Origin of the sequence: Dermacoccus sp. PAMC28757 (assembly GCF_014302635.1) — a bacterium.
Classification (GTDB): domain Bacteria; phylum Actinomycetota; class Actinomycetes; order Actinomycetales; family Dermatophilaceae; genus Dermacoccus; species Dermacoccus abyssi.
Window position 1 is genome coordinate 2,150,179 of record NZ_CP060292.1, and the last position, 11,984, is coordinate 2,162,162.

8 protein-coding genes, 1 pseudogene and 2 riboswitches are annotated in these 11,984 nt (G+C 70.3%); of the genes and pseudogenes, 5 read left to right on the plus strand and 4 right to left on the minus strand.

Annotation, left to right across the window (positions count from 1 at the left end; translation table 11 throughout):
- Nucleotides 1–32 precede the first annotated feature (32 nt).
- Nucleotides 33–159, minus strand: a riboswitch (cobalamin riboswitch).
- Between the two features lie 81 nt (nt 160–240).
- Together cbiE and H7F30_RS10275 are read left to right on the plus strand one after the other, a co-directional pair.
- Nucleotides 241–1,470 (plus strand): precorrin-6y C5,15-methyltransferase (decarboxylating) subunit CbiE, encoded by a 1,230-nt coding sequence (cbiE, locus tag H7F30_RS10270; RefSeq protein WP_222617794.1) that lies wholly within the window; start codon nt 241–243, stop codon nt 1,468–1,470.
- Nucleotides 1,467–2,219, plus strand: coding sequence for a cobalt-precorrin-4/precorrin-4 C(11)-methyltransferase (locus H7F30_RS10275; protein WP_129663417.1), 753 nt, complete (start codon nt 1,467–1,469; stop codon nt 2,217–2,219). The genes cbiE and H7F30_RS10275 overlap by 4 nt, the downstream gene beginning before the upstream one ends.
- A 25-nt stretch (nt 2,220–2,244) precedes the next feature.
- On the opposite strand, the gene cobJ is transcribed toward H7F30_RS10275, so the two are convergent.
- From cobJ to H7F30_RS10290, 3 genes are read right to left on the minus strand one after another with little or no spacing between them, the layout of a single operon-like run.
- A complete protein-coding gene (gene cobJ, locus H7F30_RS10280) occupies nt 2,245–3,786 on the minus strand; it encodes a precorrin-3B C(17)-methyltransferase (RefSeq protein WP_129663419.1) in 1,542 nt (513 codons plus the stop codon).
- Entirely contained in the window at nt 3,783–4,445 is a 663-nt protein-coding gene (locus H7F30_RS10285) for a precorrin-8X methylmutase (protein WP_129663421.1), read from the minus strand. Before H7F30_RS10285 ends, cobJ begins: the two co-directional genes overlap by 4 nt.
- Nucleotides 4,442–5,542 carry a cobalamin biosynthesis protein CobG gene (locus H7F30_RS10290; protein WP_240730109.1) on the minus strand — a complete coding sequence of 367 codons (1,101 nt, stop codon included), beginning with the start codon at nt 5,540–5,542 and terminating at the stop codon, nt 4,442–4,444. Before H7F30_RS10290 ends, H7F30_RS10285 begins: the two co-directional genes overlap by 4 nt.
- Before the next feature lie 17 nt (nt 5,543–5,559).
- A riboswitch (cobalamin riboswitch) is annotated at nt 5,560–5,678 on the plus strand.
- A 56-nt stretch (nt 5,679–5,734) separates the two neighbouring features.
- Here H7F30_RS10290 and cobN point away from each other — a divergent pair.
- On the plus strand, nt 5,735–9,388 hold the full coding sequence (gene cobN, locus H7F30_RS10295; RefSeq protein ID WP_129663425.1) for a cobaltochelatase subunit CobN: 3,654 nt from the start codon (nt 5,735–5,737) through the stop codon (nt 9,386–9,388).
- Nucleotides 9,389–9,477: 89 nt separating this feature from the next.
- Nucleotides 9,478–11,136, plus strand: coding sequence for a 5,6-dimethylbenzimidazole synthase (gene bluB, locus H7F30_RS10300; RefSeq protein WP_129663427.1), 1,659 nt, complete (start codon nt 9,478–9,480; stop codon nt 11,134–11,136).
- Nucleotides 11,137–11,142: 6 nt separating this feature from the next.
- Here bluB and H7F30_RS10305 read toward each other — a convergent pair whose 3' ends face one another.
- A complete protein-coding gene (locus H7F30_RS10305; RefSeq protein ID WP_129663429.1) occupies nt 11,143–11,700 on the minus strand; it encodes a DUF664 domain-containing protein in 558 nt (185 codons plus the stop codon).
- 93 nt (nt 11,701–11,793) lie between these two features.
- Here H7F30_RS10305 and H7F30_RS14920 point away from each other — a divergent pair.
- A pseudogene (locus tag H7F30_RS14920) lies at nt 11,794–11,967 on the plus strand (HTH domain-containing protein); the annotation flags it as partial.
- Nucleotides 11,968–11,984 lie beyond the last annotated feature (17 nt).

Here is an 11,984-nt window from a genome sequence, read left to right on the forward strand (position 1 = left end):
CACGCTTGCCGTACGAGATGCCACGGCTCGTGCACGTGGCAGGTGATGACGACGTCCTGGCTCGCTTCGAAGGGAAGCTCACAGTGGCGGGACCGCTCCGGATTCTCACCGGTATTCCTCGTCATGCAACCGGGAGACATCATGGCAGACGCGCGCGCCGTGGTGGTGTCCGGGCCGATCCGAGGTTTCGCGTCCCTCAGGGCCGCCGTCGGTGCTCAGCGTTGTCGTAGGGTGTCGGCCATGATCGAGGTCGTGGGCATCGGGGACGACGGGTGGAGTGGTCTCTCTGAAGCCTCACGACACCTCGTGGAACGGGCTGACACCGTCATCGGAAGCCCACGTCAGCTCGACCTGCTGCCGTCGATGGGACAGCAGGAACGGCGACCCCTGCCGTCGCCGCTGCGCGACAACCTGCAGTCGCTTGTCGGCGAATCAGGCAGGCACACAGTTGTTCTCGCATCCGGAGACCCGTTTTTGTCGGGCATCGGAACGACGCTGATCAAGGCAGTTGGTCGGGAGGCGGTGCGTGTCCACCCGGCGCTCTCGTCGGAGGCGCTGGCCCGCGCTCGGATGGGGTGGTCGGCGGAGTCCGTCGACGTCGTCACCCTCGTCGGCCGCTCCACGGACCGTTTCCTTCCGTTCGTCACCCCTGGTGCCCGTCTCGTCCTGCTCTGTTCGGACGGTGACAACCCCGCGGAGGTTGCACGCCTCGCCGTGGAGGCAGGCGCCGGAACTGCACAGCTCACCGCGTGGTGGCACCTCGGTGGCCAGAACGAGGGCTCGCACAGCACCACCTGCGCTGCGTGGGGTGACGAACGCACCCCTGACCTCGTCGTCGTGTGCCTCGAGGTCGGTGTTCTCGACGCCGAGCCACAAGCCCTCGGGCCCGCCCCCGGTCGTGCCGACGACGCTTTCGAGCACGACGGACTCATCACGAAGCGAGACGTGCGTGCCACCGCCCTCGCCCGGCTGCGCCCGTGGCCCGGTCAGGTCCTGTGGGACCTCGGCGCCGGCTCGGGGGCCGTGGGGATCGAGTGGTGCCTCGCTGCCCCGCGGGCCCGCACGGTCGCCATCGAGCGCGATCCCGACCGTGCCGATCGGGTGACGCAGAACGCCGCCCGCTTCGGCGTCTCCTCCCGCGTGGACGTCCACGTCACCAGCACGAGCGCCGCCGTGCGCGACGACGACCTGCCTCGACCGGATGCCGTCTTCCTCGGCGGTGGACTGGATCGTGACGTCCTGGACGCCGCGATTGCAGCGTTGCGGCCCGGTGGTCGTCTCGTCGCCCACGCCGTGACGAGAGAGAGCGAAGCGCTGCTTCACGAGGTACACCGCACGCACGGCGGCTCACTCACCCGCCTTGCCGTCGAACATCTCGAGCCTCTCGGGCGCTTCAACGGCTGGAAGCCTGCCCGTAGCGTCGTTCAGTGGTGCCTGACGCGGCCCCCCAGGTCGAAGGAGTCCGCATGACCGTCCACTTCATCGGTGCCGGTCCGGGAGCGGCCGATCTCCTCACGCTGCGCGCCGTGAACCTGCTCGAGCGCTCGTCGGTGTGCCTGTTCGCCGGCACCTACCTCGACGCGGCCGTGCTCGCTCACCTGCCCGCCGACGCCGAACGTATCGACACGCAACGTCTCGACCTCGACGACATCACGCGCCTCATGGCCGAGGCTCACGCCCGCGGAGCGGACGTCGCGCGGCTGTGCTCGGGCGACCCGTCGATCTACTCGGCTCTCGCCGAGCAGACCCGACGACTCGACGCTCTCGGGGTGCCGTGGGAGGTCTGCCCGGGCGTGCCCGCCTACGCGGCCACAGCCGCCGTCATCGGACGAGAGCTCACGGCCCCTGAGGTGACGCAGTCGCTCGTCCTCACCCGCGCCCAGCGCGATTCGACGAAGATGCCGCCGGGGGAGGAGCTTGCGAACTTCGCCCGCACGGGTGCGACCCTCGCGCTGCACCTGGCAATCCGTCACACGGACCGGTTGTGCGTCGAACTCGCGGAGCACTACGGCCCGGAATGCCCTGTTGTCGTCGGGTACCGCGTGAGTACGCCCGAGCAGCTCGTCCTGCGCGGAACGCTGACCTCGATGCCTGCCCTGGTGGCAGATGCCGCGCTGCGTCAGGCCGCTGTCATCCTCGTCGGCCCTGCCCTCGCGAACGACAACTTCGTCGAGTCGCACCTCTACAGCGCGTGTCGCGAGCGTCCGACCGGCGACTGACGCTCGGCGCCCATCAGGCGGTACCTCAGCTGACGAAGCGCGGCGTCCAGACGCGGCCGTCCTCGGTCATCCGCGTCGAACTCGCGCCGACGATGACGAGGCACCCCATGTCGATCGTCTCCGGATCCAACTCGCCGAGCGTCGTCGTGCGCAGTTCCTCGGCGTCGCGACCGACGTGGCGAGCCACGGCCACCACCCGGTCGTGGGGCAGCTCCTCGCGCAGGACGGTGAGCGCGTCGCCGAACTGGTGCGGCCGGCTCGCCGATCGGGGGTTGTAGAAGGCCATGGCCAGATCGGCTTGGGCGCAGGCTCGCAGTCGCGCGTCGATGACATCCCACGGCTTGAGGCGGTCCGACAGCGAGATGAGCGCGTGATCGGCACCGAGGGCCGCGCCCGCGAGGGCCGACGCGGCATGAGCTGCCGTGATGCCAGGAACGACGTGCACGGTGACGTGGCGCAGACCGGCGTCGGCGTTCGCGCGCGCCTCGAACACCGCTGACGCCATGCCGAACACGCCCGCGTCGCCACCCGAGACCACTGCGACGTCCTCGCCGTCGGCGGCAAGGCGCAGCGCGAGGGCCCCTCGGTCGACTTCGACGGTGTTGCCGCTCGCGTGACGCGTCAGCCCGGGGCGCTGCGGCACGCGCTCGACGTACGGCGCGTACCCGATGACGTGGGCGACTCGACCCAGGACCTCGGTCGCTTCGGGGCTCAGCCAGCGGTCGGGACCGGGCCCGAGGCCGACGACGTGAACCGTCCCTACCGCGCCCGACGGGCTGGTTGACGGAGCCGGTGCGGATCCCTCCGCGCGGCCGGCAGCGTCAGCCCGCCTGTCGAGGCCGGGAACGACGACGAGCGCCATGTACGGCACGGTCTCGGGATCGACGTCGGCGACCGGCAGCACCCGTTCGCCGTCGCGGCTGGCCCGCTCGACGTACACGGCACGCTCGAGCAGGTTCGCCTGACGCAGTGCCTCATGCACATTGGCGAACGTGCGCCCGAGCTTCATGATGACGGCGGCGTCGGTGTCGGCGAGGCGACGCGCGAGTTCCGGCACGGGCAAGGTGCCCGGCAGAACCGTGAGCACGTCCTCGTGACGGCACAACCCTGAACCGATGGCCGCCGTCGCGCCGGAGACGGACGTGACGCCGGGAACCCGATGCGTCTCGAACTCCTCGGCGAGCAGGTCGTGGACGTACATCGACGAGCCGTAGAAGAAGGGGTCACCCTCCGCGAGGAGGACGACGGTGCGTCCCGCGCGCAGGTGCGCACCAAGCCGGGCGGCGCAGTCCAGGTAGAAGTCCGCCAGAGCGCCGTGATATCCGCGCGGATGGGCAGCCTCCCCGGTCGTCACGGGGTAGACGAGTTCCTCCTCGACGGCGGGCACCGCACGCTCGGCGAGGAGTTCGGCAACGATGGAACGCGCGATGCTCGATCGCTTCGGGCCCCGGTGGTAGGCGACGACATCCGCCGACTCCACGAGGCGGGCCGCTTTGAGGGTGAGGAGGTCGGGATCACCCGGCCCGAGCCCCACGACGTGCAGAGCTGCTGGTGCCGGTGCGCTCATGCCAGTTCGTCCCGCGTCGCGAGAGCGTTGATCGTGGCAGCAGCCATGGCCGAGCCGCCCCGACGTCCGTGCACCGTGAGCCACGGCACCGGCCCGCCCTCGGGTGCGAAGGTGCTCAACGCGATCTTGGATTCGGCTGACCCGACGAAACCGACCGGCATGCCGATGATCGCCGCGGGGCGCGGGCCGCCGTCGGCGATGACCTCGAGGAGGTGGAACAGCGCCGTCGGAGCATTGCCGATCGCGACCACTGCGCCGTCGAGCCATGGCTCCCAGAGCGAGACAGCCGCCGCGGAGCGCGTCGTACGCCACTGGCGCGCGAGGTCGGGCACCGCCGGGTCACGCAAGGTGCAGCGCACCTCGTTGTCGGCCGGAAGGCGTCGGCGCGTCACGCCGTTCGCGAGCATGAACGAGTCGGTGAGAATGCTCGCGCCTGCGCTGAGGGCGTCATGGACGGCGTCGGCTACGTCGGGGCTTCCCTCGATCTCCCTGACGATGTCGACGTCTCCTGCCGCGTGGATGATGCGTACGGCCGCCGTGTGCAGCGATGCAGGCAGGGCCGACAGGTCAGCCTCGCGGCGGATCGTCGCGAACGACTCTCGGTAGATCGCCTGCCCGTCCCGTTCGTAAGGGTAGCGGCGGGTGGGGAGCCTCGTCATCGGTCACCTCGTGCGTCGGCCACGTCGTCGGCGCTGCGCGGCGCCACGACGAGGGTGTGGGTGGAAGTCGGTCGGCCGCAGGCTCGTTCGCAGCCCACGATGTGAAGGCGTCCGTCGGCCTCGGGGGCGGGGGTTGTGCGGGCGATTTCGACGGTGGGGGAGTCGGTGCGGCGGCAGAAGGGCGCGCCGATGCAGGCCGTCACGCGGCGTCGCGGATCCGTCGCGCAGTGGAATCCGGCCCCGATCAGTTCGTCGATCGCCTCGGGCGACGTGTCGGCGGGTAGGACGAGGCTCCGGTGCGGCGTCACGACGATCCGTGCCGACGAGCCGAGGGTCGCGACCAGTGCTGCGACGAGGGTGGGCGTGAGGAAGCCCAGCGGTACGCCGAGTTCCGTCAGCTCCACGACGTTCGCGCCGATCGGCCCCGATCCGGCAGCGCGCCGAGACACGGTCGGGGCACTGTCGAAGGTCTCGAAGCCGACGAACAACGGTGAGTCGGAAGGCAGGTCACGCACGTTCCACACGGCGTCCGAGTCACGGAGGGTGAGGAAGCGGTTCGCCACGCCGAGCAGAGCGCTCACGGCCTCGGCGGGGGAGCAGGGGCGCGACTGTCGCCCGGCGAGGAGGCGACCGGATGTGGGCGAGAACTGTTGGAACGCCACGTCGTACGGCGCGTCCAGCGAAGGGCCCGTCTCGTCGGAGAGTGCGAAGAGCCACCGTCCCGGAAGCGTGGCGAGGGCGTCGTCCCGCTGCAGTCGGTCATCGAGTTCGCTGACCAGCCAGTCTAGTTCGGGCGACGGGTCGGCAACAATGTTGCGAACGCGCTCGTGGGTGGCCGAGGGGAGCAACCCCAGTCGCTCCACCGTCCGGACGAAGGGCTCCGGCAGCGGCTCGGGCAAGCCGCGGAGTTGAAGGTTGCCGCGTGACGTCAGCTGGACGAAGGGTGCCCCGAACTCCTCGGCGAGAGCGGAGATGTCGACCAATTCCGTTGTGTCGGTGCGTCCCCCAGGAAGTCGCAGCCGGACGATGGCGCCGTCGTCGGCTGCGAACGGTCGCAGCACTCCGGGGCAGCGATCGTGAATCTGGCGGGACGGCACGGCGCCAAGCATAGGCGTAAGCCAGGTAGGGTCGGGGCTGGTCGTGAGCTGCGGAACCCGGTGTGAATCCGGGACGGTCCCGCCACTGTGAGCCCTCGTGCAAGTCAGGAACGCCGCCGCGACCGGCTCGCCGGGAACCCGGGAGAGTCCACGACGTCGACGTGAGCGCGGATACTCACGAAGGAGCGCCTGATGGCTCGTATTGCCCTGATCTCAACCTCCGACACGGACCTGCGCAGCGCGCGCTCCAGCGGTGCGGACTACGCCATCGCCAACCCGGCCCGGCCGCGCCCGATCGGCGAGGTCACCGACGGAGCTGACATCGTCGTCGTGCGCCTTCTCGGCGGACCACAGGACCTCTTCGACGGCTTCGACGCCCTCGCTGCGTCAGGTGTCCCGGTCGTCGTCCTCGGCGGCGAGCAGGAGCCGAATGCGGCGCTCATCGAGTGCTCGACCACCCCGCCCGGCGTTGCCCGCCAGGCCCACGACTACCTCGCTCAGGGTGGCGCGACGAACCTCGCGTCACTGCACGCCTTTCTCAGCGACACCCTTCTGCTCACCGGTGAGGGCTTCGACCCGCCGGTCACGACCCCGTCGTGGGGTGTCCTCGAGCGCCCGGAAGCTCCCACGCCTGAGGGGCCCCGGGTCGGAGTGCTCTTCTACCGAGCCCAGTACGTCGCGGACAACGTCGCCTACGTCCACGCCCTGGCCGACGCTCTCGATGCCGCGGGTGGTGTCGGCGAACCGGTTTTCGTGTCGTCGCTGCGCGACCCCGAAGCCGAGTTGCTCGAGCACCTGCGTCGCTACGACGCCCTCGTCACCACGGTGCTCGCCGCGGGCGGCACGCGTCCGGCAAGTGCCGGCGCCGGTGAGGACGACGAGAGTTGGGACGTTCAGGCGTTGGCCGCGCTCGACGTGCCGATCGTCCAGGGGCTGTGCCTCACCTGGGGGCGTGAGGACTGGCTCGACTCCGACGACGGCATGACGCCGCTCGACGTGGCGACCCAGGTCGCCGTGCCCGAGTTCGACGGGCGCATCATCTCGGTGCCGTTCTCGTTCAAGGAGTTCGACGAGGACGGTCTCGCCACCTACGTGGCCGACCCCGAACGTTGTGCACGTGTCGCCGGCATCGTGCTCGGCCACGCCCGCCTGCGTCGGCTCGCGCCGTCCGAGCGCCGCATCGCCGTCGTGCTGTCGGCGTACCCGACGAAGCACTCCCGCATCGGTAACGCCGTGGGCCTCGACACGCCTGTCTCGACCATTCGGTTGCTGCGCGCCATGCGTGACGCGGGCTACGACCTCGGCGAGCCCGGTGCCATTCCCGGGCTCGACGGTGTCGGCGGGGAGCACGGCGTCGCACCCGTCGACGACGAGCACCCGGACACCACAGCAGGCAACGCGCTCATCCACGCCCTCATCGCCGCTGGCGGGCAGGATCCGGACTGGCTGACGGATGCTCAGCTCGGCGACGCCCACGTCCGTATCCCTGCCGCGACCTACCGCCGTTGGTTCGACGCGCTACCGAGCGACCTCACCGACGCGATGCGCGAGCACTGGGGTGAAGCGCCCGGTGAACTCTTCGTCGACCGCCAGGAGAACCCCGACGGTGACATCGTCGCGGCGGCCATGCGCAGCGGCAACCTCGTCATCCTCGTCCAGCCGCCGCGCGGGTTCGGCGAGAACCCAATCGCCATCTACCACGACCCCGACCTTCCGCCCACCCACCACTACCTCGCCACGTACCGCTGGCTCGAGGAGGAGTTCGGCGCGCACGCCGTCGTCCACATGGGCAAGCACGGCAACCTCGAATGGATGCCGGGCAAGAGCCTCGGGATGTCGGCCTCCTGCGGCACGGACGCGGCCCTCGGCAGCCTGCCGCTCATCTACCCGTTCCTCGTCAACGATCCGGGTGAGGGCACCGAGGCCAAGCGCCGAGCGCACGCGACGATCGTCGATCACCTCGTGCCGCCGATGGCCCGCGCCGAGGGGTACGGCGACATCGCGCGCCTCGAGCAGCTGCTCGACGAGTACGGGAACGTCTCGGTCATGGACCCGGCGAAGGCGCCCGCGCTTCGCGGTGAGATCTGGACCCTCATTCGGGCAGCGGAGCTGCACCACGACCTCGGTCTCGACGAGCAGCCGGACGAGGACGACTTCGACGAGTTCGTCATGCACGTCGACGGGTGGCTGTGTGAGATCAAGGACGTCCAGATCCGTGACGGTCTGCACGTTCTCGGGCGCGCGCCGGAGGGCGACGAACTCGTCAACCTCGTCGTGGCGATGCTCCAGTCCCGCCAGCTGTTCGGCGGCGGTGGTGACGGTGTTCCCGGCTTGCGGACCTCCCTCGGACTCGAGGTGACGAGCACCGATCGCACCGCGACGGACGCCGCGCAGGAGCGGGCACACGCCCTCGTCAGTGCCTTGGCGCAGGCGGGATGGTCAGCCGACGCGGTGTCCTCCATCGTCGCGGAGCAACTCGACGGTCTGGCCGACGTCGACCGCTCGGGCGTCGAGGCCTCGCTGACGTTCGCTGCAACCCAGGTCGTGCCCCGCCTCGCCCAGACGCCTGACGAGCTGACGGCCGTCCTCCATGCCCTCGACGGTGGGTACACGCCGGCCGGCCCCAGCGGCTCGCCGCTGCGCGGCCTCGTCAACGTGTTGCCGACGGGCCGCAACTTCTACTCGGTCGACCCCAAGGCCATTCCGAGCCGTCTCGCGTACGAGACGGGCACGGCCATGGCCGACTCGCTGCTCGCGAAGTACCGCGACGAGCACGGCGAGTGGCCCGAGTCCGTGGGCTTGTCCGCGTGGGGCACCTCGGCGATGCGGACGAGCGGCGACGACATCGGCGAGATCCTCGCCCTGCTGGGCGTCACGCCGACCTGGGACGAGCAGTCCCGCCGCGTCGTCGGCCTCGAGCCGATCCCGCTCGACGACCTCGGCCGGCCCCGCATCGACGTCACGGTGCGCATCTCGGGCTTCTTCCGTGACGCGTTCCCGCACGTCATCGCGATGCTGGACGACGCCGTCCGCCTCGTCGTCGACCTCGACGAACCCGACGACATGAACTTCGTGCGCGCCCACGCCCGCGCCGACGTCGTGGCCCACGGCGACGAGCGCCGTGCTCGCACGCGCGTGTTCGGTTCGAAGCCGGGCTCCTACGGGGCCGGTCTGCTGCAGGTCATGGACTCGGGCAACTGGCGCAGCGACGCCGACCTCGCCGAGGTGTACACGACCTGGGGCGGCTACGCGTACGGCCGCGACCTCGACGGCGCTCCGGCCCGCGACGACATGGAGCGCAACTACCGCCGCATCAAGGTGGCGGCGAAGAACGTCGACAACCGCGAGTCGGACATCCTCGATTCGGACGACTACTTCCAGTACCACGGCGGCATGGTGGCCACGGTCAAGGCACTCACGGGCGAGGAGCCGGAGGCGTACGTCGGCGACTCGACGACGCCCGACGCCATCAGGACCCGCACGCTCACGGAGGAGACCTCGCGCATCTTCCGTGCGCGCGTCGTCAACCCGCGCTGGATCGCCGCGATGCGACGTCACGGATACAAGGGTGCCTTCGAACTGGCCGCCACCGTCGACTACCTCTTCGGCTTCGACGCGACGAGCCACGTCGTGCCCGACTGGATGTACGAGCAGATCGCCCAGTCTTACGTGCTCGACGAGCAGACGCAGGAGTTCATGCGCCACGCGAACCCGTGGGCGTTGCACGGCATCGTCGAGAAGCTCGGGGAGGCCGCCGACCGTGGCCTGTGGGAGAACCCGAACCCGGAGACGATGGCCGCGATGCAGCAGGTCTACCTCGACGTCGAAGGGGAGCTGGAGCAGTGACGCCGTCGGGCGCGCCCCAACGACCGCGACCGACGGTCGGGGACGCCTCCTCCGCACGGGAACGCCGGGAGGATCCGCGCGGCTGGGCCATGGGTGAGCAGGTCACCGAGGCGCTCGGGCGGGTCATCGCCGGGCGACGTGACATCCGGCGGTACCGGCCGGATGCGATCGAGCCCGAGTTGCTCGAGCGGGTGCTCGAGGCGGGTCACAGCGCGCCGTCGGTTGGCCACAGCCAGCCGTGGCGGTTCGTCGTCGTTCGTTCACCCGAGACGCGCGAGCGCGCGGCGCACCTCGCGGACACGGCGCGGCTGCGTCAGGCACGCGACCTGCTGCCGGAGCGCGCGGCACGCCTCCTCGACCTCAAGCTCGAGGGCCTGCGCGAAGCGCCCATCGGCATCGTCGTGGCCTGCGATCGGCGGACGCCGGCGAACGGAGTTCTCGGTCGGGCCACGTTCACCGAGACCGACGTCTGGTCGTGCGCGTGCGCCATTCAGAACATGTGGCTCACGGCGCGCTCGCTCGGTCTGGGGATGGGGTGGGTGACGCTCTTCGAGCCGTCCGACCTGGCCGGCCTCATCGGGGCGCCCGAGGGAGTCGAGACGCTGGGGTGGATGTGCCTGGGCTGGCCGGACGAGCGCCCGCCGGGGCCCGGCCTGCAGCGCGCGTCCTGGTCGACGAAGCTGCCGCTCGAGGACGTCGTGCTCGAGGAGCGGTGGCCCGAGGGCGACGGGGCGCCGGCGCAACCGCTGTCGCACCTGCGCGCGCCCGACGGCGACGCACTCGTCGAGGCAGGGGACGGTGCGGACACGCTCCTCGCACCGCCGGAGTCACTGGGCATCCTCGACCGGGCCCTCAACCGTGTCGTGGCGACGTCCGGTCCGCAGACCGCCGGAGGGCGCCTGATCCTGGCGGGTGCCGACCACCCCGTCGTCGAGCTCGGCGTCAGCGCCTACGAGCCGCACGTGACGGCCGACGTTCTCGGCCATGCCCTGGCCGACCCGAGCTCGCTCGGAGCAGCACACGCTCGTGCGGCAGGTCTTGCCGTGGACGTCGTGGACGCCGGCGTGAGTGAGCTCGTCACCGGGGCGATCGATGCCCGACCCGGTGGAAACCGAGGCAACCTTCGGGACGCCGACGCCCTCACCGACGACGATCTGGAGCGCTGCGTCACCGTCGGTGAGAACGTCGGGCGGCGGGCCGCCGCCGACGGACTGGTCGTCCTCGGCGAGGTGGGTGTCGGCAACACGACCGTGGCGGCCGCACTGACGTGCGCGCTGCTCGGCGTCGACGCCGACGACGTCGTCGGGCTCGGTTCGGGAGCCGATGCTGCGATGTCGAAGCGCAAGCTCGAGGTCGTCAGCGCCGCCTTGGAGCGTTCGAAAACCTTCGGCTCGGACGCCGACGCCGCCCGGCGAGCCCTGCGTTGTCTCGGAGGACCCGAGATCGCCGTTCTCACGGGAGTCTGCCTCGCAGCGGCGGACGCCGGCACGACGATCGTGCTCGACGGACTCGCGACCTCCGTGGCCGCGCTCGTCGCGTGCCGACTCGAGCCGGCGGTGCAGGGTTACCTCGTCGCTGGCCAGCGTAGCAGGGAGAAGGGGCACGCACTCGTCCTCACGGAACTCGGACTTGAGCCCTTGCTCGATCTGCGTCTGCGTGCCGGTGAAGGTGTCGGCGGAGTGCTCGCCGCCGGGATGCTCCTGCGCGGGCTCGAAGCGCGCCGCACGAGCGTCAGGACGACCGACTGAGGCGTGTCACGACCGCCAGGGCGTGATGTAGTCGTTCGCCGGCCAGCCCTCCACAGCTGCCAGCAGCTCACCGGCCGTTGCACCGTCCAACTCCTCACGGATGATGTCCGCGTGGCCCGCGTGCCGAGCGAACTCCTCGACGTGGTGGACGTAGAGGTAGCGCAGCTTCGCCGGGCGCGCCTCGTCCATCCCGAACCACGGCATGGGCCCCACGGGCAGTTCTGCTTCCACATCACCCTCTCGACACATCTGCGTGTACTCGGTGCGAACGTCGTCGAAGACACCGAGAAGCACGTCGAGCGTCTCTTCGGGGGTGGGCGTGAAGCTCGCGGCGAACGCCTCGAACGGCTGGTCGTGTTCGTGGTGTCCGGCGCCGGACAAGGACTGCTTCATGCAGTAGACGATGTGCTTGACGATGCCGCTGATGCTGAGCGCACTGCGCAGCGGCGTCCGCCGGGCCTGCTCGTCGTCGAGGCCGTACGCGCTCGCACGGATCGCGTCGAGTTGGACGTCGAGGTAGTTGCACAACGTGGTGCGTTCGTCGTCGATCTGGGGTAGGTACATGGCGGTTCCCTTTCGTCATTGGCTTGTGCCGTACACCCATCAGAGCGCAACTTCCGGACAGGTTCGGTCCGCTGTGTCGGGCAGGATGAGCACATGGCGGAAACGACACACCGCGTCCTGCGCCTGCTCGGCCTCCTGGAATCGCGCACGTCCTGGCAGGGGCCGGAACTCGCGGAACGCCTCGGGGTGACCGAGCGCACGGTACGACGCGACGTGGTGCGTCTTCGTGAGCTCGGGTACCCGGTCGAGGGCGAACGTGGACTTGACGGCGGATACCGCCTCGG

Bases quoted from the DNA above. Each gene is read 5' to 3' on its own strand.
- H7F30_RS10285 (WP_129663421.1), bottom strand. From the start codon at position 4,445: ATGACGAGGCTCCCCACCCGCCGCTACCCTTACGAACGGGACGGGCAG.
- bluB (WP_129663427.1), top strand. From the start codon at position 9,478: ATGGGTGAGCAGGTCACCGAGGCGCTCGGGCGGGTCATCGCCGGGCGA.
- cobN (WP_129663425.1), top strand. From the start codon at position 5,735: ATGGCTCGTATTGCCCTGATCTCAACCTCCGACACGGACCTGCGCAGC.
- H7F30_RS10275 (WP_129663417.1), top strand. From the start codon at position 1,467: ATGACCGTCCACTTCATCGGTGCCGGTCCGGGAGCGGCCGATCTCCTC.
- cbiE (WP_222617794.1), top strand. From the start codon at position 241: ATGATCGAGGTCGTGGGCATCGGGGACGACGGGTGGAGTGGTCTCTCT.
- cobJ (WP_129663419.1), bottom strand. From the start codon at position 3,786: ATGAGCGCACCGGCACCAGCAGCTCTGCACGTCGTGGGGCTCGGGCCG.
- H7F30_RS10305 (WP_129663429.1), bottom strand. From the start codon at position 11,700: ATGTACCTACCCCAGATCGACGACGAACGCACCACGTTGTGCAACTAC.